Genomic DNA, 24,661 nt, shown 5'->3' on the forward strand with positions numbered 1-24,661 from the left:
AAAACAAAATGTCACTAGAAGCGCTCATTATTTTTTCTTTGCTAAATGCGGGTCAGCTTGCAGAGAATACTAAGGTTGATGTACATAAAGAGCAGAAAGATGCTTATGTATATGTTCAAAAAGAGGAAAATAAATAACTTTAATATATAAATAAGGGCTACCAGAGGGAACGTTTTAGTTTCTTTGGTAGCTTTTTCTATTGAGATATGATTTGGAAGTAATGAAAAAAGGAGTAGTCTGAAAACGAAATGATTATATGTTTAAGGGAATAAGTATAACAGCATGTAATGAAGGTGGATTATAAAATTCTGCACAATAAACGGAGCTAGTATTAAAGAGAATCCAATCGTTGAAATGAATAAAAGAGAAGCAAGGACGATTATCCATAACTCATGAAAAAACTTCCTTGAAGTATCTTACTATACATACGACAGTTATATAAATAAAAAAAGCCCAGGCCCCTTGATAAACAAGGTTCCTAAGGCTTTTAATACAACTCTTTGCAGAGTACCGAGATTAACGAGAGTAGAACTCTACGATTAATGCTTCGTTGATTTCAGCTGCTAACTCAGGACGCTCAGCGTGACGAGTGTAAGTAGCTTCTAACTTATCAGCATCGAAAGTTAAGTATTCTGGTACGAAGTTGTTAACTTCGATCGCTTCTTTAACAACAACAAGGCTGTTAGATTTTTCGCGAACGCTGATAGTTTGACCAGGTTTAACGCGGTAAGATGGGATATCTACGCGAGCTCCATCAACCGTGATGTGACCGTGGTTTACTAATTGGCGAGCTGCACGACGAGTGCGAGCTAAGCCCATGCGGTAAACTAGGTTGTCAAGACGAGCTTCAAGAAGGATCATGAAGTTTTCGCCGTGCTTACCAGGCATTTTACCTGCTTGGTCAAATGTGCGACGGAATTGACGCTCAGTCATGCCGTACATGTGACGAAGTTTTTGTTTCTCTTGTAATTGTAAACCGTATTCTGAAAGTTTCTTACGTTGGTTAGGACCGTGAGGACCTGGTGCGTAAGGGCGTTTTTCTAATTCTTTTCCTGTGCCGCTTAGAGAGATTCCAAGACGACGAGACAGTTTCCATGCTGGACCTGTATAACGAGCCATAGTTGACTCCTCCTTTAAAAATGTTTTTATTTTCGTAAAATAAAAACAGACGTAATCGATATTTACGGGTATTTTGTTTTCATGTACCTTCGCTCCAGCAGCAGGGAGTTACGAGATACACCTCCGCAGAGGAACAAAATACAAACGATAAACTCACATTACAAGGCTGCCTTTTTATTTTACACAAACGCTATTATATCTTTTAGCTGTGATTTCGTCAAGCGACTCCCTTTTTGTTTTATGCAGATAAATTTTGGAAATTAGCAAGAAGGAATTTAAAATAATATAAAAGAAGAAATAGAAACAGAAGTGAAACGCTTACATAAAATGTGGTAAAAACGTTCATCAGATTTTTTCTGGTGGATATGTGGCAATAAAGACATAAGGGGGATGTTTTTATGAAAAAGAAACATATGGAGACAGCATTAATTCATCACGGATATGAATCAAATGAAAATAAAGGGAGTTTAACACCACCTTTATTTCAAACTTCTACATTTACGTTTGAGACAGCACAGCAAGGAGAAGCGAGTTTTGCGGGAGAAGATCCATCTTATATTTATTCAAGGCTTGGGAATCCAACTGTGAAATTATTTGAAGAACGTATGGCTGTTTTAGAAGGTGGAGAGGAAGCGCTGGCATTCGGTTCAGGTATGGCAGCCATTTCAGCAACGTTAATCGGTTTTCTAAAGGCTGGAGATCATATTATTTGTTCAAATGGATTATATGGATGTACTTACGGTTTTTTAGAAATATTAGAAGAAAAATTTATGATTACTCACTCGTTTTGTGATATGGAGACAGAGACTGATATTGAAAATAAAATTCGTCCAAATACAAAGCTCATTTTCGTTGAAACACCGATTAATCCAACGATGAAATTAATTGATTTAGAAAAGGTGATCGGGGTAGCGAAGCGAAATGACTTGCTTGTTATTGTCGATAATACGTTTTGTTCACCTTATTTACAAAGACCTCTTGAGCTCGGTTGTGACGCCGTCGTTCACAGTGCGACAAAATATATTGGTGGTCACGGGGATGTTGTAGCGGGTGTAACAATTTGTAAAACGAAAGCGTTAGCTGACAAAATCCGTCCGATGCGAAAAGATATAGGCGGTATTATGGCGCCGTTTGACGCGTGGTTATTGTTACGCGGATTAAAAACATTAGCAGTAAGAATGGATCGTCATTGTGATAATGCGGAAAAAATTGTATCGTTTTTGAAAAATCATGAAGCGGTAGAAGGTGTTTGGTATCCAGAAGGGGAATTAGCATCCCGGCAAATGAAACGAGGCGGGGGCGTTATTTCTTTTTCAATTAAAGGTGGAAAAGAGGAAACACAGTCGTTTATCAATGACCTCCATTTTATTACAATTGCTGTAAGTTTAGGTGATACAGAAACGTTAATTCAGCATCCAGCGACGATGACGCATGCAGCTATTCCAGCTGAACTAAGAAAAGAAATGGGTATTTTCGATAATTTAATACGCCTATCTGTCGGTTTAGAATCATGGGAAGATATCGTTTCTGATTTAGAACAGGCACTAAAGAGGATATCAACTGTTAGTAATCAATAAAAAAGAGTGAGCTATCGGTTTCGTACGTTACGTACTTAATCGATAGCTCACTCTTTTCTTTTTTTAAATATGTTTTAGGAGTGTTTCCACAAACTTTTCTAAATAGTGCTGATCTACTTCATCGAAACGATTTTTTTCAGGGCTATCAATATCGAGTACACCAATGATATTTCCTTCTTTCATAATAGGTACAACGATTTCAGAATTAGAGGCACTATCGCAAGCGATATGTCCTGGGAATTGGTGCACGTCCGCTACAAGTTGCGTTGTTTTTGTTTCAGCTGCAACGCCGCAAACACCGCGTCCGAACGGAATGCGCACGCAAGCTGGCATTCCTTGGAATGGTCCAAGAACAAGCTGATTTCCTTCTGTTACATAAAAGCCAACCCAATTAACGCGATCTAAAAATTGATTTAATAGTGCGGACGCATTTGATAAGTTTGCGACTACGTTCGGTTCGCCAGTTAATAATGCATCCAGTTGTTTAATTAGTGTCTCATATTGCTCTTCACGAGATCCTGCATAACTTTCTTTTGTAAACATGGAAACAACTCCCTTTTTATCGAGATATGTAAAATGATAGCAAAATACGATGTATTTCACATGACTTTGTCGATAGAAAATTAAAGGAATTTGTCTTAAAAGTCAAGAAATTTAAACTATAGCTGTTCATTGAGAGGAAGTGAGCGCATGAAGCAGACGAAACAAAAGGTAATTGATGCGGCAATATCGTTGTTTAATACGAAAGGTTATGACGGGACATCAGTGCGAGACATTGCAAAGCGAGCGGATGTGAATGTAGCGAATATTTCATATTATTTTGCTGGAAAGCAAGGTTTATTAGAACAGCTTATTACTGATTTTTTAGAAGGATATATTCACGTAATTGAAACGTCATTTGAACAGAGAGAATATTTATCGGCTAAAGATGTGATGGTGCAAATGGTGCGCCGGATTTTACGATATCAATTTGATAATAGAGAACTGACACGTTTTTTTTATAGAGAGCTTTCGCTTGATACGACATTAATTCGTGAAGTGATGACCGTTTATTTTTCTAGAGAAAGATATTATATAGAGCAAATCATTAAACAAGGACAAATGAAGCAAGAATTTAAAAAGGTATCTTTTACAATGTTTATGACGCAATTAAAAGGCATGATGAATATGCCATTTTTATATCCACAATATATATCAGAGGTGCTACACTCATTTCCGTCTGAGACGTTTTTCTTAGAAATGTATACGAAGGAAATTGAGCAATGGATGGAACGAACATTATATAAAGCGAGTATGTATTATGAACTGCCAAGAGCTGTTCATATGTGAAAAATCCCCACCTAACGAACTGAGGTGGGGATTTTTATATCTTGTTTTCTTTGCCATAAATTGTTGCATACTAGCGCAATAATTGTTAATGAGGCGCCGGCAATTTCTATATTATCGACAGTATAACCTTGAAACATAGAACCGATAAGTGCAAGTACAGGAACTAAATTCATAAATAATATGCCGTTAATAGATGAAATATATCGATTTCCCGTGTTCCAGCAAAATACAGCGATAACCCCCGCAACGATCGACATATAAAAGAGTTCAAAACGAACGCTCATAACTGTATGCAGTGACGGTACAGAAATTATATTTGTGATTGTTAATGCAGTAACGATTATAACGAGTGAAATAGAACCGAATAAACAAGTTAATGTTGTGTATCTAAGTGGTGACCAAGACTTGAAATTAGCACCGCCATTCGTGTAAATTACCCAGCAAGTAACGCCGCATAACATAAATATATTCGTTGATACGTGACTTGCAGCTCCAAATAATAAGTCAATATTTCCTTTTGAAATGACAAGCATAACACCGAGTAATGCAACGAACATACAGAGAAATGTGTAGTATTGTGGACGGCGATTTTTTGTTATCCATTGTAATAACAGAGCGATAAGTGGCATAAGAGACTGAATCATAGCCGCATGAATCGCTCCGGAAGGCCCAGCAAGTTGTTGTCCATAGAAAATGAGAAATCCATACCCAGCGAAACCGACTGTTCCGTAAAAGAATAAAGAAAGTGTTCTTTTTTCTAAGCGGAGAGAATTTTTCCCTTCGATAATTAAGAGCAGAATAAGGAAAATCATAGCTGCTGATCCGTATCGGATAGTTGTGAAGAAGAACGGATCGATAAATTGCAAGGCATTTGCCATTACAGGAAACATAAATCCCCAAGCCGTTACAGCAAGTAAGCATAGAATGGATCCGAGTAGCATTTGTTTTTTTGCCAAGAGTATCATTCCCCTTTCTATTTCGTTATAGTAAGTTGATAAAATAAGTATAAAGAGTAATTCTTTGTAGAAGGAAATATCGATTTTTTATGGCAGTTATAACTTTTTGTTAGAGGTGTGTAGGATGGATTTGGAGGCAGTACGATCGTTTATTGAAGTAAAGCATACGCGAAGTTTATCAAAAGCAAGTAAGCTTTTACATATTTCACAACCAGCGCTTAGTAAACAAATTCAAAGATTAGAAGCTGACTTAGAGGTTACTTTATTAAAACGTTCCGCTCAAGGGGTAGAATTAACAAAAGCTGGAGAGTTATTTATAAAAAGAATGTTACCGATTTTGGAGCAAATAAATGTAGTGAAAACGGAAATGAAGGAATATCAAGAGAAACGGAAAATTTCAATAGGGATATTACCGAGTTTAGCGGCTCATTACATATCAAAGTGTAAAGACTTATTAGAGGATACATATGAAATAGAATGGCAAATTGAGCATACGAAAGTATTGATGGAGTTATTTAAAGAGCGAAAAATTGAAGCGATGTTCATCGATTCAGTAGTAGAAGGCGCTACGTATATAAAAGAAATACGGGAAGAAAAAATCGTTTGTGCTGTTTCGAATGATCATCCGTATAGAGCGAAAAGGGTAATCAAAATGGAAGAGTTGCAAAATGAAAAGCTAATTGTATACCCAGAAATATGCGATGTAAGGAAAATGATTATGAATGTGTTTCAATGTATGGGCGCGAAGCCAATAATTGCAGTTGAAACATCTTATGCAGAACCGATGATTGCGATGGTAGGAGCTGGACTTGGTATAACGTTGCTTCCAGAAACAGCTGTACAGCAAGCCGTAATGCAAGGTAACGTGCGTGCGATTTCTGTAGAACCACCACTAATGCGAAAGATTTATTTCGTCTCTCATATGAAAGAGAGCTCTTTATTGCATTCATTTGAGGGCGGAGAATAGAATAAGCGGAATTTTAAGAAAGATTACATTTACATTTAAAGAAACATGAAATTTTAAAAAAAACTAGGTCAAAAACACGTCATTACATGGTATGATTAGAACATTGTTAGTTGTTAAATATAGGGGATTCCCTTTTTATACATAATGCCTTCCATTTCATAAACGGAACGGACAAAAAAAGAGATATAACTAGGAGGCTTTTTTGCATGGATTCTATCCTGACGATCGTTATCATTGTAGTAAGCTCTATTCTAGTGCTGCTCATGATAGAGCTTGTGATAAGAAATCGTTCATATAAAGATATTGAAGCACTGGAGCAGTGGAAACAAGAGATAAAAGATAAACCTGTGGCAGATGAACTAAAGCGGGTAAAAGATTTAAATATGACAGGTCAAACAGAAGAACTGTTTGGTAAATGGCGTGAAGAGTGGGATGAAATTGTATCAACAACTCTTCCGAAAGCTGAAAAAGATTTAGGGCAAGCGCGAAAATTCGCCTCGCAATTCTCCTTCCGCAAAGCAAAGCATGCGATGAAAGAATCCATAAGTGGTTTAGATGACGCTGATAATCGTATTACTAATATTTTAAATGAATTACAGCAACTGTTAGAAAGCCATGAGAAAAATAGCTCGGAAATTGAAGGGTTACGTGATACATATCGTAGTATGAAAAAGAGCGTTCTTGCTCATCGACACATGTATGGAGCAGCTGAGCAAAAAATTGAAGAGATGTTAGATGTTGAATCCGAGAAGTTCAAAACTTTTGAAGAGGCAACAGATAATGGTGATTATTTAAAAGCGAGAGAAATTGTTATTAGTTTAGAAGAAGGTTTAGCAAGTTTAGAAATCGTTATTCATCAAATTCCAGATTTATTGGTAGAGTGTCAAGCGACATTACCAGTTCAGCTGGAAGATTTATTACAAGGCCATGATGATATGATAAGACAAGGCTATGTATTAGAGTATTTGGAAATTCCTAAAGAAGTCCGCGATATGACGACACAACTACAAACATGTTTAATGGATATACAGGAGCTTCATATAACGGAAGCAGCAGAAAAAGTAGAGAACTTAAAAACTCGTTTAGACAGTTTTTATGATCAACTTGAACAAGAAGTGCATGCGAAACATTATGTGGAGCAAAAAACACTGTCTGTTTATGAAGATTTAGAAGAAATTCGTACAGAAACAATTGAAACGAAAATAGAAACACAACTTGTGAAACAAAGTTATCAATTACAAGACAAAGACATTGAGTCACAAAAAGTAATTGAAAAGCAAATGCATATTTTAATGAAACGTTTTGAAGTGTTGCAAATACGCGTTGCTGAACAAGATATTGCATTCTCTATTATTCGTGAGGAACTAGAAGAGGTTTATGAGCAATGTGAAACTTTAAAAGTACTTCATGCAGAATATAAAGAAATGCTGCAAACGATGCGCAAAGAAGAATTTGAAGCACGCGAGAAGTTACAAGAAATGCGAAATACAATTTTTGAGACGAAACGTTTTATGCAAAAGTCGAACTTACCAGGTCTTCCAGAGAGTATCATGGAAGATTTACAAAAAGGGCAAATGGCGATGCAAGCTGTATATGAGCAATTAGAAGTAAAGCCGTTAAATATGAATACTGTAAATAGCAGTTTAGAAGAAGCCTACACAGTTGTGAATGGTGTATCTGAAATGACGGAAGAATTAATTGGACAAGCGTATTTAGTTGAAAAACTAATTCAATACGGTAACCGATACCGCAGTCATGATGAGAATCTTGCAGAAAGCTTAAATTATGCGGAGAAATTATTCCGTGAATATCAATACGATGCAGCTTTAGAACAAGCGGCTTCTATATTAGAGCAACTTGAACCTGGTGTTGTTCAAAAAATAGCTGAATATGTAGACAATGAGCAAACCCTTTAATAAAGGGTTTGTTTTTTTGTGTAATTTTGAAGTCGATGTTGCTATAATGAATAGCGGAATACAGTAAGGTTGTTCGTTTCAAAATAAAGTGAAACCATAAGTGATGGGGTTTCATCCACCACTGATTATTAATCTTCACCACTCAGTATGCCTGCAAATGGCGGGGGGAAATGTACACTTTTATACAAAAACGGAACCTTTGAGTAGTCTTAGCGTAATTACACGTATTTGTGATATGATTATATGATGTGATAGCGCTGAAAGGGGAAGAACGATGATCTATTTTGATAATAGTGCGACGACGAAGCCATATCCAGAAGCTCTTCAATCGTACGTAACGGTTGCTGGGAAATATTTTGGTAATCCTTCTTCTATTCATTCGCTTGGAGGAGAGGCAGAGCGTCTATTAACACAATCGAGAACGATTGCAGCACAGCTTCTTCACGTTAAACCTTCTGAAATTATTTTCACATCAGGTGGAACGGAAGGGAATAACCTTGCGATTAAAGGGATAGCGATGAGGAATCGTTCGCGCGGCAAACATATCATTACAACAAATATTGAACACGCGTCTGTGTTTGAGGCATATAAACAATTAGAAGATCTCGGTTTTGATGTAACATATTTACCGGTTAATGAGCATGGTGTTGTATCGGTAGAAGATGTAAAACGAGCGCTTCGTGAAGATACGATTCTTGTGTCAATTATTCATGTGAACAACGAGACTGGAGCGATTCAGCCCGTTGCTGAAATTGGAACATTATTATCGAACCATCCGAAAGTAAGATTCCACGTGGACCATGTACAAGGGATAGGAAAAGTACCACTTGATTTATACGCTTCTCATATTGACCTTTGTTCAATATCTGGACATAAATTTCATAGCGTAAAGGGGACAGGTCTTCTTTACGTACGTGATGGTGTAAGATTAGATCCAATCTTATCAGGTGGTCAACAAGAGCTCAAGTATCGTTCAGGTACAGAAAATTTACCTGGTATTGTAGCGATGGTGAAAGCACTTCGTATGACGATGGAACAAGTGAAAGAAAAGGTAGTTCATTTGCAAAATTTACAAACAGAGCTGGTCCGTTTCTTTAAAGAGATGGAAGCTGTAACAATTAATACGTCACTTGAATATGCGGCACCGCACATTTTAAATGTATCATTTGTCGGTTTAAAACCAGAAGTAGTCGTTCATGCTTTAGAAGAGCATGGTGTATATGTATCGACGAAGTCTGCTTGTTCTTCAAAAGCAAATGAAGTGAGCCGAGTACTAGTGTCAATGGGAGTACCGCACGCCGCAGTTACAAGTGCGATTCGCATTAGTCTAGCACCGGACAACACGATGGAAGAAGTAAAACAATTTGAAGGTATTGTTAAAGAGACAATGCCAAAATTATATGAAGTGATGAGGTAAAGAAATATGATGACATATGAATATATTTTAGTTCGTTATGGAGAGATGACGACAAAAGGAAAGAACCGTTCTAAGTTTGTAAGTACGTTAAAAGATAATGTGAAATTCAAATTAAAAAAGTTCCCAAACATTAAAATTGATGCAACACATGATCGTATGTACATTCAGTTAAATGGTGAAGACCATGAAGCAATTTCTGAAAGATTGAAAGATGTATTTGGTATTCATAAGTTTAACTTAGCAATGAAAGTACCATCAGAATTAGAAGATATTAAAAAAGGTGCATTAGCAGCTTTCTTACAAGTAAAAGGTGATGTAAAAACATTTAAAATTACAGTGCACCGTTCTGATAAGCGCTTCCCAATGAAGACGATGGAGTTACTTCCAGAAATCGGTGGGCACATTTTAGAAAATACAGAGGATATCACAGTAGATGTTCATAATCCAGATGTGAATGTACGTATAGAAATTCGCAGTGGTTACAGCTATATTATGTGTGGTGAGTACATGGGAGCTGGCGGTTTACCAGTTGGCGTTGGCGGAAAAGTAATGGTACTTCTTTCTGGAGGTATCGATAGCCCGGTAGCAACTTACTTAACGATGAAACGCGGCGTATCTGTGGAAGCAGTTCACTTCCATAGTCCACCTTTCACAAGCGAGCGCGCGAAACAAAAAGTAATCGATTTAGCACAAGAGTTAACGAAATACTGTAAACGTGTAACACTTCACCTTGTTCCATTTACTGAAGTGCAAAAAACGATTAATAAAGAAATTCCATCTAGCTATTCTATGACAGTTATGCGTCGTATGATGATGCGTATTACAGAGCGTATTGCAGAGGAGCGTAATGCACTTGCAATTACGACTGGTGAAAGTCTTGGACAAGTAGCGAGCCAAACGTTAGATAGTATGCATACGATTAACGAAGTGACAAACTATCCTGTTATTCGTCCGCTTATTACGATGGATAAATTAGAAATTATTAAAATTGCAAAAGAAATTGGAACGTATGATATTTCAATTCGTCCATATGAAGACTGCTGTACAGTATTTACACCAGCAAGTCCATCGACGAAACCGAAGCGTGAGAAAGCAAATCGTTTTGAAGCGAAGTACGATTTCGCGCCGTTAATTGAAGAGGCTGTAGCGAACAAAGAAACAATGGTATTACAAACAGTAGAAGTAGTGGCTGAAGAAGAAAAATTCGAAGAACTTTTCTAAACCCATAAATTACCACATTCAGATGTGCATGAAGTCATGTTGTTTATCACACTCTATACTCACAAGGAGGTGATACAACATGGCAAGCACAAATAAATTAGCAGTATCTGGTGCTCAAGCAGCATTAGATCAAATGAAATACGAAATCGCTCAAGAGTTTGGTGTTCAACTTGGAGCTGATGCAACATCTCGCGCTAACGGATCTGTTGGTGGCGAAATTACTAAACGTCTAGTTTCACTAGCTGAGCAACAATTAGGCGGTTACCAAAAATAATCCCATATACGATGGCTTAGAAAGAGCGGGTTCTCCCGCTCTTTCTTTTTGTTGTTTGCGTCGTTATAAATTCATTTCGACATGGGCGTAAAAAATTTGTCAAAAGAAGAGGGTTCAAAATTTACTGAAAATTCTTTATTATATAAGAGAGGCATAGAAATAAAGGAGGATATTATATGAAGAGAGAGGAATTGTTGGCGCCACCGTCTTATAATTTAGTTTCGGAAATAGAGAAATATACGAAGGATAAAGAGAAGCTTGCTTTAATTTGGCAAGATGATAAAGGAAATAGACGAGAGGTTACATATTTTGAATTAATGCAAGGTGCGAATAGAATTGGAAACGCTTTTATAAAAAGTGGCTTACAAAAAGGGGACAAGCTTCTTATTATGATGCCGCGCTTAATTGAAGCTTACATGACGTATATTGCTGCGATTAAAGCAGGATTTGTCGTTATTCCAAGCTCAGAAATGTTGCGTAAAAAAGATATTGAGTATCGTATTGGGCACGGAGAAGTAAAGGCGATCGTAAGCTACGAACCGTATATTGGACAATTTGACGAGGTAGAGGCGATGGAATCGCTTCAAAAATTCGTCCTGAGCGAGCGATCAGTAGATGGATGGACGAATTTAAAAACAGCATTAGAAACGGAAAGTGATATGTTAGAAATGGCGAAGACAGATAAAGAAGATATGGTCTTTTTATCTTATACGTCAGGGACGACAGGAAATCCAAAAGGAGTTGTTCATACGCATGCATGGGCATACGCTCATTTACGTACAAGCGCTCCAAACTGGCTCGGAATTGAAGAAAATGATGTTGTATGGGCAACGGCTAGTCCAGGTTGGCAAAAGTGGATTTGGAGCCCGTTTTTAGCGACTCTCGGTTCAGGCGCAACAGGATTTGTATATCACGGTAAGTTTGAACCAAAAACATATTTAAATTTATTAGATGATAATAAGGTGAATGTGCTTTGTTGTACGCCGACTGAGTATAGATTAATGGCAAAGGTAGACAACTTAAGTGAGTACAATTTAGAAGCGTTACATAGCGCTGTATCAGCAGGTGAGCCGTTAAACAGGGAAGTCATTGGAACGTTCCAAAGGCATTTTGATATTACAGTAAGAGATGGCTATGGGCAAACGGAAAACACGTTACTTGTTGGTATAATGAAAGGGATGGACATTAGACCAGGATCAATGGGAAAACCGACGCCAGGAAACCATGTTGATATCGTAAATGAGGAAGGAGTTCCAGTACAGGTAGGAGAGGTTGGTGATATTGCGGTTCACATTGAAACACCAGCACTCTTTAAACAATATTATAAAGACGATGAGCGCACAGCTATGCAATTCCGCGGTGATTATTATATTACCGGTGATAAAGCGAAAAAAGATGAAGACGGCTATTTCTGGTTTGAAGGTCGCGGAGATGATATTATTATTAGCTCTGGTTATACAATCGGACCGTTTGAAGTAGAAGATGCACTTGTAAAACATCCATATGTAAGAGAATGTGCGGTTGTCGCAAGCCCTGATGAAATTCGCGGAAGTGTCGTGAAGGCATTTATCGTATTAAGAGAGAATATAGACAAGAACGAAGAAACATTAATTCCAGTGCTCCAACAACACGTCAAAGAATTGACTGCACCATATAAATACCCTCGCAAAATTGAATTTGTAGATGAACTACCAAAAACGATTTCCGGAAAAATTCGCCGTATTGAACTTAGAAAACAAGAGATGGAGCTTCCTTCAAAATAATTTTGAAAATAGTGAAGTAAATAGTTGAATGAAATGTAAAACGTATGATATTATAAAAACGAACACAAGTTCGATTTCATAAACTAAAAAAAGAGGTGTCCGTATGATTTTAGGTATTAATCCGTACTTAGTTTTAGATGGTAGTGGGCAAGAAGCTGTACAGCTTTATAAAGAGGCGTTAGATGCGAAAGTAGAAGTAATGCAAACTTTTGGTGATATGCCTGAAAATCCAGAATACCCTATTCCAGCTGAAGCGAAAGAGCGCGTTGCACATGCTCATTTAAAAATTGGTAATACAGAACTTATGATTTCTGATACATTCCCAGGTAAAGGGCATGCGATTGGATCTCAAGTAACGATTGCAATTCGAATTAGTAATGCAGAAAAAGCAAAAGAGGTATTTGATAAGTTACAAGAAGGTGGAGAAGTTATCATGCCACTTCAAGAAACGTTCTGGAGCCCAGCATACGGACAAGTAAAAGATAAATTTAATATTGAATGGCAAATTACAACGAATCCTACTGAACAAAATTAATTTTTAGAAAAGCACCATTTTTAATCGAAATGGTGCTTTTTTTATACGTTCTAATTTCGTAGACTAAAGGAAAAAGGGGATGAGTATATGGGAGAAATTTGGCATGGTGGAACCATTTATACAATGCGAGAAGAAAACGAAAAAGTGGAAGCTGTTTACGTTGAAAATGGCATAATTGTGGATATCGGGAATAAGGAAGAGTTAGAAAATCGATATTTTGTGGAGAAGTTGCATGACTTAGAAGGAAAAACAATGATTTCAGGTCTCGTTGATAGCCATATGCATCTTATTGGGTATGGAGAGAGGTTGCTTCGTCTAGATTTATCAAATTGTACATCTTATAGCGAAGTGCTTACCCTTGTTAAGAAGCGAGTAGAAGAAGCTCCACAAGGGACGTGGATTATCGGAGAAGGATGGAATGAAAATAATTTTACAGATACAAAACAAGTTCATGTACGGGATTTAGATGAAATCTCTAAAGAACATCCGATTTTATTAAAGCGCGTTTGTCGTCATGTGACATGGGTGAATTCATACATATTGCAAGAAGCGAACATAACGGAAGAGACGAAAGATCCAAAAGGCGGAAAAATTGGTCGTGATGCCTCTAATCACTTAACAGGACTCTTATATGAACAAGGGCAAGAATTGATTAAACATGTTCAGCCTGCCATTGATGAAGCGTATTTACAAAGAGCTCTGCAAACAGCGATTAAAGATTGCTGGCAATACGGACTCGTTGGCGGGCACACGGAAGATTTAAATTATTATGGCGGCTTTCAAAAAACGTACAATGCGTTTTCACACGTTATAAAAGAAATGCCATTTAAAGCACATTTGCTCGTTCATCATGAAGTAGCGAATGAGCGAAAAGAATATGAAAATGAGCACTATATTGAATTTGGAGCGATGAAGATTTTTTCTGACGGTTCTTTCGGCGGAAGAACAGCTTTATTAAGTGAGCCGTATGAAGATGCGCAGGAAACGAATGGAGTTGCGATTTTCTCACGTGAAGAGCTTGCAGGATTAGTGAAGAAAGCACGTGATTTACATATGTCAGTTGCCATTCATACAATCGGTGACTTATCGCTAGAATATGTCATTGATGCGCTTGAATTATATCCACCAGCAGAAGGATTACGTGACCGCATTATTCATTGCCAGCTTGCCCGTGAAGAATTAATTGAAAGAATGAAGAGTTTGCAAGCAATTATTGATATTCAGCCCGTCTTTGTTTCATCGGATTTTCCGTCAGTTATTGAAAAACTAGGGAAACATCGCCTTCGCTATGCATACGCCTGGAAGACATTACTCGATGCAGGATTACATTGTAACGGAGGATCTGATGCTCCAATTGAACAAGTGAATCCGTTTTTAGGCATATATAGTGCTGTTACACGTAGAAGTTTTATTGACGGCGTATGCTATATGCGAGAAGAAAGATTAACGGTATATGAGGCAGTTTCTTTATTTACAAAAGGAAGTGCGTATGCAATTGGAAAAGAAGCAAATCGAGGACAAATTACAAAAGGATATGAAGCAGACTTTACGATATTAGATCGTAATGTTTTTGAAATTGAGGCGGAAGAAATAAAAGAAGTACAGGCAGAAATGACCGTCATTGATGGGGAGATTGTTTATAGAAAAGACGTCTAAAAGTTTGAGGAAGCGGCTCCGAAAATACATTTTGGTGATGCTTCCTCTTTTTAGATAGGTTGATGATTTAGCCACTTTTTGTTGGTAAATCGATATTTTGGGTAAAATCGTTGATATATTTTGAGTTGTGATAGATATATTTGAAAAATCGTTAATATAATTTCATATACTGTTGCCTTGTTCCAAAATATTTTGTGAAACAGCGTGAAGTGGCATTTGATAAATAAATAACCCTCGAATTATGGAAATCCCATAATTCGAGGGTTATTTTATTACTATAAAAACGTTCTCTGTACTTTTTCCCAGAAGGAATTGTTTTTTAATTTAACAGTTTTAATTTGTTTATCACTTAAACGAACAACGGCTTTTTCCACTTGCTTAATGCTAAGTGCTTCGTTATCCATTCCGATAACAGGATAATCATTTCCATCTGGTTTAAGTGTTAAAGTTAACGTACGTTCGTGATTTAAAAGGAACGGTGATCCGAGTGTACGGTATGTGTTGTTATTTAAAGATGCTAGTTCGCTTACTTGGAAACATGGGATAAGTGGATCGACAACTGCACCATGTAATGATTTATTGTAAGCGGTACTTCCTGTAGGTGTGGAGATAACTAACCCATCACCTCTAAATGTTTCAAAATGTAAATTGTCGACGTGTACATCTACGACAAATGTTTTAATGATGCTAGAGCGTAATGAGAATTCATTTAAACAATGGAAAGATGTACCGTGATCTACATCTACTTTAATTGTTGGATATTTTCGCACTTCAATTTCGTTTTTTGTAATTTCTTGAAGGGCTGTATCAATGTGGTCGATATGGAAATCGCAGTAGAAAGAAATTTCATCTTTCGTAGAAATGCCTGCGTATAAGCAATCTTCTCTAAAACCAGTTTTACGAACGGCTTGTAAGAAAGTTCCATCATCTCCAACGCTGACGATAGCGTTTGCATTTTTTGGATGATCTAATATGGTAAATCCATTCTCCTCTAAAATACGATATATTGGTTTCATTTTTTCAACGAGCGTTACTTTGTCATCACCATAAAAGAAAAATAAATTGCGACGATCTGCCATTATGTATCCCTCCACTGCAGTTAAATTTTCTAGTTTTAGTGCTGCATACCATCAAAGTGTATTCTGAATGATATGCTCAAATAGTATATTTCGATATGAAATGTCAAAACCCTTTTTTATTTTTAGAAAAATTTTTATATTCAATTTTATCAGAGGTTGTTTAATGATGAATAAACTTGTCGATAATGGGTATGGAGTGAAAGGATGGTACGAATGAAATGGCTCGTAATTGGAATGATAATTCTTCTACTTTTTATTTTGCTAATACTATTATCGAAAATATCGCTTAAGGTGACGTTTTTATATTCAGAAATGGAAAAGCAATGTTTATTTCAAGTGAAAATATGGATGATTCGATATACGTTTGATGTATTGGAAAGAATTGAAAAACAGCAGAAAAAGACAGGTCAGAAAGTCGAAAAAGCTGAGGAAGACGGCGGAATAGATAATAAAATTATGGCACAACTTGATAGCATTGGAGAACTGATAAAAAAGCTTCAAGAAGTTCATACTATTGTTAAAGATTTTCTCAAACGAGTGAAAATCAATAGTTGGAAATGGCATTCACAAATTGGAGCAGGCGATGCGGCTAGTACTGGAATTGTCACTGGATATGCATGGGGGACAAAAGGAATGGCTGCTGGAGTTGTAGGACAATATATGCATATTGTCGACGTACCAGAATTTGAAATTACACCTGTTTTTCAAGGGAAGGGATTTGCATCAAGATGTGAACTAACCGCTTCCTTTCATATATTTCGTACTGTGAAAACAGCGGTAAAACTACTCATGTTTATGAGAAAACAAAAGTCTGGTATGGAAGATAAATCTGTTCAAGCATAGGGGGGATATAGAATGGACCATCCAATTCAAGGTTTAATGACAACAGCAATGCAGCATTTAAAACAAATGACTGATGTAAATACAATTGTTGGTGACCCGATTAAAGCAGCAGATGGAAGTGTAATTCTTACCGTTTCGAAAGTAAGTTTTGGATTTGCTGCTGGTGGAAGTGAATTTGGAAAAGTAGAACATTCTGGTCGTCATCCATTTGGAGGAGGTAGTGGTGGTGGAGTTTCCATTACCCCGGTTGCCTTTCTCGTTATAAATGGAGAAGGTGTGAAAGTTTTACATTTAGATAAACAAACACATGTCATTGACAAAATAATTGAATTAGCGCCACAAGCTGTTGATAAAGTGAAAGAAATGATGGATAAACGAAAAGAAGATGATCCGGAATTTCAAATTTAACGAGTAAAGAAGCTAATCAATGGATTAGCTTCTTTATTTTTTTGTAAATAAAGCGATTTTATTTGCATTATCGATAGGGACAAACTATCATTTACATTGTACATATTTTGTTTAAATAAGGGAGGATTTTTAAGTGGCAAATGTAACTTTTAAAGGTAACCCAATGACTTTAGTTGGAACAGAAGTTAAAGTTGGCGATCAAGCGCCTAACTTCCAAGTATTAGCAAATGACTTATCTCCAGTAAGTTTAGAAACATACAAAGGTGAAGTGAAATTAATTAGTGTTGTACCTTCAATCGACACAGGTGTATGTGATGCACAAACTCGTCGTTTTAACGAAGATGCAGCAGGTATTGAAAATACGAAAGTATTAACAATTAGCGCTGACTTACCATTCGCTCAAAAACGCTGGTGTGCAGCTAATGGTTTAGAAAATGTTGCGACACTTTCTGATCACCGTGACCTTTCATTCGGTGAAGCTTATGGCTTAGTAATGAAAGAACTTCGTTTACTTGCTCGTGCAGTATTCGTAGTAGATAGCAATGACAAAGTAGTTTACGTAGAATACGTAAGCGAAGGTACAAGCCATCCAAACTATGAAGCAGCATTAGAAGCAGCAAAATTGGCGAAGTAATGTAAAAGAAGACGACCTCTCATTAAAGTTTCACTTTAGAAGAGGTCGTCTTTTCTCATTTATTGTTAACTGAACCAATATATGAGAAAAGACGTTACATCATAAACAACTTGAAGGGGAGCTCTTTGCAAGAGGTCGCTTTTTCTTTTGGGAAAAATTTAGATTATGGTATGATATAAGTTATGTGTAAAAGAGAGAAGGAGGAATGTACGTGAGTCAGGCAGTAGAAACATTATTTTCTATTTTTGATTCTTCTACGGTAGTTTTACGTAAAGAATTAGATGTAACATATTTAGAGGCGCTTGTAGAAACAGGTGATAACTTGTTTGAGGGAGCGATTTTACAAGAAGAATTATCCGAATCAACAATTGAAAGGTTGAATCGTGAATATAGTACGTTTAATGAAGAAACATATAAAGGGGAAGAAATTCGTAAAGCATTTCAGCTAGCCATTTTAAAAGGAATGAAAGAAGGCGTACAAGCGAATCATGAAATGACGCCAGATGCAGTTGGGATGTTCATGAGCTACTTATTCCATAAATTTATGCAAGGGCAAAAAGAAATTACTGTTTTAGACCCTGCAATTGGAACGGGTAACTTAATGACTACAGTGTTTAATAGCGCCAAAGAAGAACTAGCAATGAGTGGATTTGGTGTAGAAGTGGATGAAGTGCTAATTAAACTTGCTTTAGTAAATGCGAATTTACAAAAGCATGCAATCGAATTCTTCCATCAAGATGGACTAGCACCACTTTATATCGATCCAGTAGATGCAGTTGTTTCAGATTTGCCAATTGGTTACTATCCAAATGAAATCGGTGCAAGTGAATATACATTAAAAGCAGATGAAGGAATGTCATATGCGCATCACTTATTTATTGAACAAAGTGTGAAACATACGAAAGAAGGCGGGTATTTATTCTTCTTAGTACCAAACTTCATTTTTGAAAGTGATCAAGCGCCAAAGCTACATGCATTCATTAAAGAAACATGCTTTATTCAAGGATTGTTACAGCTACCTGTTTCCATGTTTAAAAACGAGAAAAATGCAAAAAGTATATTTGTTCTCCAAAAGAAAGGCCAAGATGTAATAATGCCGAAACAGGCACTACTAGTGGAATTACCTAAATTCTCCAACATGAAGGCTATGGAGAACATTATGGATCAACTAAATACGTGGTTTGCAACACATAAGTAATGCAAGGTATATGTAACAGGGTTAGTAATTAATGTAGTACAGTTGTATATGATATGTAATATTTTTTAATATATACACGATTTAACTGAATTTTTTTGAAATCTGTAATATATTTTTTTTCTTGGTGTTACAATTTTTTCACTTGAAATATATGTCGGACGATGTTTAAATTAAAATCGTGAGTATAAAATTTACTAATGATGAAACGTTTTCATAATGAGTGAATTTAATTAGATAAAATCGAGCGGTTTGTGGAATGATCCACACAACTACCAAGAGAAAAAGGGGCGAAAGACTAGATGTCAAAAATCATCGCGATTAACGCAGGAAGCTCTTCCTTAAAGTTCCAATTATTTGAAATGCCAAGTGAAACAGTATTAACAAAAGGTTTAGTAGAACGTATCGGTTTAGAAGATAGTATCTTCACTATTACTGTAAATGGCGAAAAACAAAAAGAAATTACAAACATCCCAGATCACGCAGTAGCAGTTAACATGCTTCTTAAGAAATTAACTGAAAACGGAATCGTAAAATCTCTTGATGAGATTGGCGGTATCGGTCATCGTGTTGTACACGGCGGCGAAAAATTTGCTGATTCTGTTTTAATTGATGGTGAAGTATTAGCTGATATCGAAGAATTAAGCGATTTAGCACCACTTCACAACCCAGCAAACCTTGTTGGTATTAAAGCATTCCAAGAAGTACTACCAAACGTACCAGCAGTAGCAGTATTCGATACAGCATTCCACCAAACAATGCCGGAATCTGCATTCCTATACAGCTTACCATATGAGTACTATGAGAAATTTGGCATCCGTAAATACGGTTTCCACGGAACTTCTCATAAATATGTAACTGAGCGTGCGGCTGAATTATTAGGTCGTCCAATTGAAAGCTTAAGCCTACTTTCTTGTCACTTAGGTAACGGTGCAAGTATCGCAGCAGTAGAAGGCGGTAAGTCTATCGATACTTCTATGGGCTTCACTCCACTTGCTGGTGTAACAATGGGTACACGTTCTGGTAACATTGACCCTGCGTTAATTCCATACATCATGGAAAAAACAGGTCAAACTGTAGAAGAAGTTCTGAACGTATTAAACAAGAAAAGTGGTATGCTAGGTCTTTCTGGATTCTCTAGTGACTTACGTGACATCGAACAAGCGGAAGAAGAAGGAAACCACCGTGCAGAAGTAGCGCTAGATGTATTCGTAGGACGTATTCATAAATATATTGGTTCTTATGCAGCTCGTATGAAAGGTGTAGACGCAATCATCTTTACAGCTGGTATTGGAGAAAACAGTGCTCTAATTCGTGAGCGTGTATTAGAAGGCCTTGAGTTTATGGGCGTATACTTCGATCCAAAACGTAACAACGTTCATGGCGAAGAAGCATTTATCAGCTTCCCACACTCTCCAGTAAAAATTATCGTAATTCCAACTGACGAAGAAGTTATGATTGCTCGTGACGTATTACGTCTTGGAGATATTGGTTAATATATGCATGAAAAAGACGAGATCCTAAAGGATTTCGTCTTTTTTCTTTTATATATATTTTAAAATTCGATCTGGATATAGTATTTTTTCCTTTTGAATGAATGCAGTGAGGGGAATCCATTTTGCGTATGACGCTGTTTGTTCATCTTTTATATTCAGTATTTCCATTTCATATAGTGATGTGTCTAATAGGAGCAAAGAATATAGTTGAATGATCTCATGACTAATTTCCTCATCCGAATAAAAAATGTTTTCTAAGCATCCTAAATAACCGGTAACTTCTATTTCTGTATGAAGTTCTTCTTTAAATTCTCGAATAACGGTATCTGTTGATTTCTCACCAAGTTCAATTGAACCGCCAAGAGGCCGATAAAAGATTTCGTCTTCCATATTATATTCTTGTACGAGAAGTCGATCGTGATGTATAGAAATGCCAAAAGCTTTTGCGCGTGGGTACATATGTATAATCGCTCCTTATTTGTTTTGTATAAGGACGATTATAATGTAGTGCTAGATAAAAATCATCGTGTATTTAAGCATCCGAACCAATTGTAACCCCTTCTAAGAGCTCCTCCTTCCAAAACTTCTCGTTATATTGGTATACGTCCATAATTGGGCAGTTCATAACGCAAATATTTTGTAGCCCCCAGTCCTCCTCAATAATAGTAGGTACATCGGCAGGGATAAGTAAAAGGACAGAGAAGTTATACTTTACTAGTTGAGATAAAATAAGTTGAAGTGTATGTGCCTCTTCATATGTTCCTCCAGTGCGAATAAACAATATAGATTGTTCTGTTTCAATTGTAGTTAGAAAACGATTAATTCGGTGCTCATAGTTTAACTTAATATCTGTATAAGAAGGCCAGGAAGTTGGTGTATTTACATCGGTTTTAAAATCATGGCAGGAGTCGATTTCATAAAGGTTGTCCCTTAATCTTAATTTAGTATCAGCATCCCAATATGAGATAAAGGATAAGTTTTCGAAATTTAAAAAACGGTGAAAACGATTTTGTAATAATACGTTCACCTTTTCTAATGATGGGCTTAGCATAAAATTAACCACACCGAAAAATTGTGATAACTCTAACTGATATAAAGCCCAAGCAGGCCAGCAGTTTTGTCCTAAGCTGAATACTGCATTATAATTTTTTTTAATGCTAGATAACTGCACGTAATTCACCTCTTTCTTCTCACCGATATTTTATGTTTTGAATAAATGGTATGTGATAGGAGATATACAAGCATATTTGCAAAGAACAAGCGGAAATATGTTACAATAGAAAAAAATCGAACGAGGTGGTTGTTGCGATGCGATCGAAGCGAGAACAAGCCATTTTAGAAAATATAAAAGAGTGGGAAGGGCAATTAGTAGAGCAGGAAGCGACCGATTTTCAAAAGATGTTTGATAAGTGGTTGCATACTACAGTTGCAAAACTACCTGAGAAAAAACGAAAAGACTTTTTTATGAAAGCAGATGGATGGCTCTTTCATTTGCATGCACTTATTCAAAGTTCACAATCACAGTTAGATGCACGTAATCGTATTTTAGGAACGTCGAGATTATTTGATGAATCAATTGAGCAACTTGAAGATTTGAAGGCGTTATCTATTGATCAATTAACATACATAGCAGAGCAGCAAACAGCACGTCATCGTCTATATTCATTCGTACAAGGCGGAGCAACGGGTGCTGGCGGTCTATTATTATTAACGGCTGATTTTCCGGTTATGATTGCATTAAATGTGAAGGCTGTACAACTTATTGCAACATCATTTGGTCATGATGTGAACAAGCCGTATGAAATGATGCTTGCGTTAAAGGTATTCCACGCAGCATTATTGCCGGCGAGACTTCAGCAATATGCATGGTACAATTTACTGAGAGAACTTGAGCAAGAAGATTCATTCTTTTATGAAGGAGACGAAGAGGTGTTAAAGCCAGCTTCTACTGAGGTTGTGTTAAAACAAATTTTGAAGACATTTTCGATTTATGCTCTTCGTCGCAAATTATTCCAAGGTATTCCTGTACTTGGAATGGCAATTGGATCTACAGTGAACTATCGCTTAACGAGGAATGTTACTGAATTTGCAAATAAGTTTTATCAAGTACGCTACATATTAGAAAAAGAAAAGAGAGCATGAAAAAAAGCGAGAGGCCGAAGCCTTTCGCTTTTTAGTTTGTCGCATGTTTTTTGGACATTGGAATAGAAACGGGTTGCTTTGCTGCTTTCTTTTCTGTTTTTGGATAGTAAATTAAATCCAATGTTTTTGCCTGTACGGCAATCGAAAGAATAGTAAAAGCAATTTCTGTCCAATTTAAATAATATAATGAAAGCGCAAGAACAATCGCGTCAAAGACGAAGAAAATTTGCCCAATTGTAAACCGAGTTCGTTTACTTAATATAATTGTTAAAATATCGTCTCCACCGGTTGCACCGCCAAATCGCAATATAAAACCGAGTCCAATACCAGCTAACGCACCGCCAACTACTGCAGCTACAAATAAATTATTTGATAAATCTACCGTAAAAGGAGAATAATTTTCCATAAGGGAATAAAATACTCCGAATGAAAGTGAACCTAAGAATGAATAGCCAACCATTTTTCTACCTAAAAATGAAGCGCATAGTAAAATAATAGGGATATCCATTACTACAGTTGAAATAGATGGTGAAATATCATAAAAATTTTGGATAAATAGTGCAATACCTACAAAGCCACCTTCTGTTAAGTGGTTTTGGAAGTGAATGTGATATAGCGCTGCTGCTAAAATAAATGAACCGATTAAAACCATAAAAACTTCTTTAATAATTTGTCGACTTTGGATGTTCCTCATCGTTATTCCTTCTTTCCGTAGTTAGTAGTCCTTTTGGTGTTGTAAACTAACTACGAGCTCACATGTAGCTTTCAGTTAGTTTACGAAAAAACTAACTACGCTATATGTCGCTGAAGAAATAACGAATAATCCTCTCGTCCATCAATTCTCCCTACCTTCGTTTTAGTTTAAGTCTTAAAGCGACTAAACAAAACGTGGAGTAGGATTCTTCATTTAGCAATCCTGCTCTTCTTTGTTTTGTTTAGCTAGTAACAATTAAGTCCTAAACAAAACGCTATGTGTAAGAAGAGTCTTTTTTTTGCCAAATTATCCTTCGGGCAATCATAATTTCCCCACTCTCGTATTTTTTTCGCTAGACTAAAGTATCTGAGCTGAAAAATACGCTACGTGTATGATTCGTCAATACGATGCCACATGCTCCTTCGAGCGATCATGATATCAAAATCCCTTCCTTCAAGATTTATATTATTATATCATACTTTCAAAAAATGTATGCGGATGGAAACCGACAATAACCGGAGGGAATCTACAAAAATTGTTATGTTTAAATATTTTTGTAGAAAAGCCTAAGTTATTTCGTAGAACTGGACAGTTTTTAGAAGTTTGTCCAATAAGTAAGAAAAGAAGAGTTTTTATTCAATTGTATTGTTCTCGTCACTTTTATCTTTAAAAAATGCATCCCAACTAATAACACTTAAAAAAGTTAAAGCGATAATAATGAAAGCTCGCATAAGTTTGAGGCCTCCTTTTGTACATAGTATATGAATGGCTTATTTTGTAATGTGTCATTTTTTTACAAGATTTAATTATTATGAGAGTGTATTAGTATAAATAGATGAAAGGTGAGGAGCGTATGTTTAAGGATATGTTTAGAAGAAAAGAATTAACATGTGTTGTATGTCAGAAAAAAATTGAATATGAAGAAGCGCTTGTTGCTTTTGTGAAGTTACCGAAAGAAAGAAAGAAAGAAATTTGTTAGTCGGCCCATTTGATGTATGTTTGGCAAAAACGGCGCAAGAAATATATTGCAAAGCTTGTTACGGCAAAAAAGCATGACCCAAATTAATTGAGGGGCATGCTTTTTTCATTGGTGTGCTTTTCCCTCAGATACGTTTTGGGTTAGACGATACCAAAGCCAAAGATCGTTAATAATTGAAGCAAGATCGGCAATTTCTGAATTTAGCTTGCAAGAAATTTCGAAGTCTTCTTCGTTATTTAAGTGGTGTTGTTTTGCGTTAATATGGTGCTCAAGTTCCTTGATACGATCAGGTATTTTTCCGCGAACTTGCTCCCATTTTAATAAAATAGAATGCTGCGCGTGTTCAGAGATGTCTTCCCATTTTTCTTGTATGTTCGGCACTTCAATTCCTAGATGTTCATTGTATATAAAATACTTTTTCATAGACACCCCTCCATTTTCCTGCCTCTATTTTACATAAA

Annotated in this window: 25 protein-coding genes and 1 pseudogene; 18 read left to right on the plus strand and 8 right to left on the minus strand. The window is 36.5% G+C overall.

Features of this window, described 5'->3' with window-relative positions:
* The first annotated feature begins 8 nt into the window (after positions 1-8).
* Positions 9-137: a hypothetical protein gene (locus MR071_RS11760; RefSeq protein WP_044737572.1), complete on the plus strand. Its 129-nt coding sequence runs from the start codon at positions 9-11 to the stop codon at positions 135-137.
* Positions 138-516: 379 nt separating this feature from the next.
* Here the strand turns inward: MR071_RS11760 and rpsD are convergent, their stop codons facing one another.
* Positions 517-1,119 (minus strand): 30S ribosomal protein S4, encoded by a 603-nt coding sequence (gene rpsD, locus MR071_RS11765; RefSeq protein ID WP_105586850.1) that lies wholly within the window; start codon positions 1,117-1,119, stop codon positions 517-519.
* A 398-nt stretch (positions 1,120-1,517) separates the two neighbouring features.
* Between rpsD and megL the strand changes: the two genes are divergently transcribed.
* Positions 1,518-2,696 carry a methionine gamma-lyase gene (megL, locus tag MR071_RS11770; RefSeq protein ID WP_105586849.1) on the plus strand — a complete coding sequence of 393 codons (1,179 nt, stop codon included), beginning with the start codon at positions 1,518-1,520 and terminating at the stop codon, positions 2,694-2,696.
* A gap of 63 nt (positions 2,697-2,759) precedes the next feature.
* Here megL and MR071_RS11775 read toward each other — a convergent pair whose 3' ends face one another.
* Positions 2,760-3,239, minus strand: coding sequence for a GAF domain-containing protein (locus tag MR071_RS11775; RefSeq protein WP_105586848.1), 480 nt, complete (start codon positions 3,237-3,239; stop codon positions 2,760-2,762).
* 147 nt (positions 3,240-3,386) lie between these two features.
* Here MR071_RS11775 and refZ point away from each other — a divergent pair, with 147 nt between their 5' ends.
* Positions 3,387-4,025, plus strand: coding sequence for a forespore capture DNA-binding protein RefZ (refZ, locus tag MR071_RS11780; protein ID WP_105586847.1), 639 nt, complete (start codon positions 3,387-3,389; stop codon positions 4,023-4,025).
* Positions 4,026-4,036: 11 nt separating this feature from the next.
* Here refZ and MR071_RS11785 read toward each other — a convergent pair whose 3' ends face one another.
* Positions 4,037-4,981 (minus strand): DMT family transporter, encoded by a 945-nt coding sequence (locus MR071_RS11785; protein ID WP_105586846.1) that lies wholly within the window; start codon positions 4,979-4,981, stop codon positions 4,037-4,039.
* A 124-nt stretch (positions 4,982-5,105) separates the two neighbouring features.
* Here MR071_RS11785 and MR071_RS11790 point away from each other — a divergent pair, with 124 nt between their 5' ends.
* From MR071_RS11790 to MR071_RS11825, 8 genes are all read left to right on the plus strand, one after another.
* Positions 5,106-5,948: a LysR family transcriptional regulator gene (locus tag MR071_RS11790; RefSeq protein WP_105586845.1), complete on the plus strand. Its 843-nt coding sequence runs from the start codon at positions 5,106-5,108 to the stop codon at positions 5,946-5,948.
* Between the two features lie 206 nt (positions 5,949-6,154).
* Entirely contained in the window at positions 6,155-7,864 is a 1,710-nt protein-coding gene (gene ezrA, locus MR071_RS11795; protein ID WP_105586844.1) for a septation ring formation regulator EzrA, read from the plus strand.
* A 274-nt stretch (positions 7,865-8,138) separates the two neighbouring features.
* On the plus strand, positions 8,139-9,281 hold the full coding sequence (locus MR071_RS11800; RefSeq protein ID WP_105586843.1) for a cysteine desulfurase family protein: 1,143 nt from the start codon (positions 8,139-8,141) through the stop codon (positions 9,279-9,281).
* Between the two features lie 6 nt (positions 9,282-9,287).
* Positions 9,288-10,502: a tRNA uracil 4-sulfurtransferase ThiI gene (gene thiI, locus MR071_RS11805; protein ID WP_105586842.1), complete on the plus strand. Its 1,215-nt coding sequence runs from the start codon at positions 9,288-9,290 to the stop codon at positions 10,500-10,502.
* Between the two features lie 79 nt (positions 10,503-10,581).
* On the plus strand, positions 10,582-10,776 hold the full coding sequence (locus tag MR071_RS11810; protein WP_000168891.1) for an alpha/beta-type small acid-soluble spore protein: 195 nt from the start codon (positions 10,582-10,584) through the stop codon (positions 10,774-10,776).
* A gap of 176 nt (positions 10,777-10,952) precedes the next feature.
* Positions 10,953-12,539 (plus strand): acyl-CoA synthetase MbcS, encoded by a 1,587-nt coding sequence (gene mbcS / locus MR071_RS11815; protein WP_242236165.1) that lies wholly within the window; start codon positions 10,953-10,955, stop codon positions 12,537-12,539.
* 103 nt (positions 12,540-12,642) lie between these two features.
* Complete coding sequence (locus MR071_RS11820; protein ID WP_105586840.1) at positions 12,643-13,074, plus strand: VOC family protein; 432 nt, start codon at positions 12,643-12,645, stop codon at positions 13,072-13,074.
* Positions 13,075-13,161: 87 nt separating this feature from the next.
* Entirely contained in the window at positions 13,162-14,730 is a 1,569-nt protein-coding gene (locus MR071_RS11825; protein WP_242236167.1) for an amidohydrolase, read from the plus strand.
* 275 nt (positions 14,731-15,005) lie between these two features.
* On the opposite strand, the gene MR071_RS11830 is transcribed toward MR071_RS11825, so the two are convergent.
* The gene (locus MR071_RS11830) at positions 15,006-15,809 is read right to left on the minus strand and encodes an NAD kinase (protein ID WP_105586838.1); all 804 of its coding nucleotides are present in this window, start codon (positions 15,807-15,809) and stop codon (positions 15,006-15,008) included.
* A 204-nt stretch (positions 15,810-16,013) separates the two neighbouring features.
* Between MR071_RS11830 and MR071_RS11835 the strand changes: the two genes are divergently transcribed.
* The 5 genes from MR071_RS11835 to ackA all read left to right on the plus strand — a co-directional run bounded on the left by MR071_RS11835 (position 16,014) and on the right by ackA (position 20,385).
* The gene (locus MR071_RS11835; protein WP_105586837.1) at positions 16,014-16,652 is read left to right on the plus strand and encodes a DUF2953 domain-containing protein; all 639 of its coding nucleotides are present in this window, start codon (positions 16,014-16,016) and stop codon (positions 16,650-16,652) included.
* A 12-nt stretch (positions 16,653-16,664) separates the two neighbouring features.
* Entirely contained in the window at positions 16,665-17,060 is a 396-nt protein-coding gene (gene ytfJ / locus MR071_RS11840; RefSeq protein WP_242236169.1) for a GerW family sporulation protein, read from the plus strand.
* 133 nt (positions 17,061-17,193) lie between these two features.
* Positions 17,194-17,694, plus strand: coding sequence for a thiol peroxidase (tpx, locus tag MR071_RS11845; protein WP_105586836.1), 501 nt, complete (start codon positions 17,194-17,196; stop codon positions 17,692-17,694).
* 211 nt (positions 17,695-17,905) lie between these two features.
* Positions 17,906-18,892 (plus strand): class I SAM-dependent methyltransferase, encoded by a 987-nt coding sequence (locus tag MR071_RS11850; RefSeq protein WP_142395883.1) that lies wholly within the window; start codon positions 17,906-17,908, stop codon positions 18,890-18,892.
* Between the two features lie 299 nt (positions 18,893-19,191).
* Positions 19,192-20,385: an acetate kinase gene (gene ackA, locus MR071_RS11855; protein ID WP_105586834.1), complete on the plus strand. Its 1,194-nt coding sequence runs from the start codon at positions 19,192-19,194 to the stop codon at positions 20,383-20,385.
* Positions 20,386-20,433: 48 nt separating this feature from the next.
* Here ackA and MR071_RS11860 read toward each other — a convergent pair whose 3' ends face one another.
* A complete protein-coding gene (locus tag MR071_RS11860; RefSeq protein WP_242236172.1) occupies positions 20,434-20,844 on the minus strand; it encodes an NUDIX hydrolase in 411 nt (136 codons plus the stop codon).
* 73 nt (positions 20,845-20,917) lie between these two features.
* Complete coding sequence (locus MR071_RS11865; RefSeq protein WP_105586832.1) at positions 20,918-21,556, minus strand: DUF1796 family putative cysteine peptidase; 639 nt, start codon at positions 21,554-21,556, stop codon at positions 20,918-20,920.
* Positions 21,557-21,693: 137 nt separating this feature from the next.
* On the opposite strand from MR071_RS11865, the gene MR071_RS11870 reads away from it, so the two are divergent.
* Positions 21,694-22,527: an EcsC family protein gene (locus MR071_RS11870; protein ID WP_105586831.1), complete on the plus strand. Its 834-nt coding sequence runs from the start codon at positions 21,694-21,696 to the stop codon at positions 22,525-22,527.
* Between the two features lie 31 nt (positions 22,528-22,558).
* Here MR071_RS11870 and MR071_RS11875 read toward each other — a convergent pair whose 3' ends face one another.
* Positions 22,559-23,221, minus strand: a complete 663-nt coding sequence (locus tag MR071_RS11875) for a YitT family protein (RefSeq protein ID WP_002112250.1) — start codon at positions 23,219-23,221, stop codon at positions 22,559-22,561.
* 853 nt (positions 23,222-24,074) lie between these two features.
* On the opposite strand from MR071_RS11875, the pseudogene MR071_RS11880 reads away from it, so the two are divergent.
* A pseudogene (locus MR071_RS11880) lies at positions 24,075-24,277 on the plus strand (hypothetical protein).
* 28 nt (positions 24,278-24,305) lie between these two features.
* Here the strand turns inward: MR071_RS11880 and MR071_RS11885 are convergent.
* Complete coding sequence (locus MR071_RS11885; RefSeq protein WP_105586829.1) at positions 24,306-24,623, minus strand: radical SAM protein; 318 nt, start codon at positions 24,621-24,623, stop codon at positions 24,306-24,308.
* Positions 24,624-24,661: the final 38 nt, after the last annotated feature.

It is taken from the genome of Bacillus cereus group sp. BfR-BA-01316, assembly GCF_022664195.1.
Classification (GTDB): domain Bacteria; phylum Bacillota; class Bacilli; order Bacillales; family Bacillaceae_G; genus Bacillus_A.

Bases quoted from the DNA above. Each gene is read 5' to 3' on its own strand.
- ytfJ (WP_242236169.1), top strand. From the start codon at position 16,665: ATGGACCATCCAATTCAAGGTTTAATGACAACAGCAATGCAGCATTTA.
- MR071_RS11810 (WP_000168891.1), top strand. From the start codon at position 10,582: ATGGCAAGCACAAATAAATTAGCAGTATCTGGTGCTCAAGCAGCATTA.
- MR071_RS11875 (WP_002112250.1), bottom strand. From the start codon at position 23,221: ATGAGGAACATCCAAAGTCGACAAATTATTAAAGAAGTTTTTATGGTT.
- megL (WP_105586849.1), top strand. From the start codon at position 1,518: ATGAAAAAGAAACATATGGAGACAGCATTAATTCATCACGGATATGAA.
- MR071_RS11860 (WP_242236172.1), bottom strand. From the start codon at position 20,844: ATGTACCCACGCGCAAAAGCTTTTGGCATTTCTATACATCACGATCGA.
- MR071_RS11760 (WP_044737572.1), top strand. From the start codon at position 9: ATGTCACTAGAAGCGCTCATTATTTTTTCTTTGCTAAATGCGGGTCAG.
- thiI (WP_105586842.1), top strand. From the start codon at position 9,288: ATGATGACATATGAATATATTTTAGTTCGTTATGGAGAGATGACGACA.
- MR071_RS11820 (WP_105586840.1), top strand. From the start codon at position 12,643: ATGATTTTAGGTATTAATCCGTACTTAGTTTTAGATGGTAGTGGGCAA.
- rpsD (WP_105586850.1), bottom strand. From the start codon at position 1,119: ATGGCTCGTTATACAGGTCCAGCATGGAAACTGTCTCGTCGTCTTGGA.
- ackA (WP_105586834.1), top strand. From the start codon at position 19,192: ATGTCAAAAATCATCGCGATTAACGCAGGAAGCTCTTCCTTAAAGTTC.
- mbcS (WP_242236165.1), top strand. From the start codon at position 10,953: ATGAAGAGAGAGGAATTGTTGGCGCCACCGTCTTATAATTTAGTTTCG.
- ezrA (WP_105586844.1), top strand. From the start codon at position 6,155: ATGGATTCTATCCTGACGATCGTTATCATTGTAGTAAGCTCTATTCTA.
- MR071_RS11830 (WP_105586838.1), bottom strand. From the start codon at position 15,809: ATGGCAGATCGTCGCAATTTATTTTTCTTTTATGGTGATGACAAAGTA.
- MR071_RS11775 (WP_105586848.1), bottom strand. From the start codon at position 3,239: ATGTTTACAAAAGAAAGTTATGCAGGATCTCGTGAAGAGCAATATGAG.
- MR071_RS11835 (WP_105586837.1), top strand. From the start codon at position 16,014: ATGGTACGAATGAAATGGCTCGTAATTGGAATGATAATTCTTCTACTT.
- MR071_RS11885 (WP_105586829.1), bottom strand. From the start codon at position 24,623: ATGAAAAAGTATTTTATATACAATGAACATCTAGGAATTGAAGTGCCG.
- MR071_RS11800 (WP_105586843.1), top strand. From the start codon at position 8,139: ATGATCTATTTTGATAATAGTGCGACGACGAAGCCATATCCAGAAGCT.
- MR071_RS11825 (WP_242236167.1), top strand. From the start codon at position 13,162: ATGGGAGAAATTTGGCATGGTGGAACCATTTATACAATGCGAGAAGAA.
- refZ (WP_105586847.1), top strand. From the start codon at position 3,387: ATGAAGCAGACGAAACAAAAGGTAATTGATGCGGCAATATCGTTGTTT.
- MR071_RS11870 (WP_105586831.1), top strand. From the start codon at position 21,694: ATGCGATCGAAGCGAGAACAAGCCATTTTAGAAAATATAAAAGAGTGG.
- MR071_RS11790 (WP_105586845.1), top strand. From the start codon at position 5,106: ATGGATTTGGAGGCAGTACGATCGTTTATTGAAGTAAAGCATACGCGA.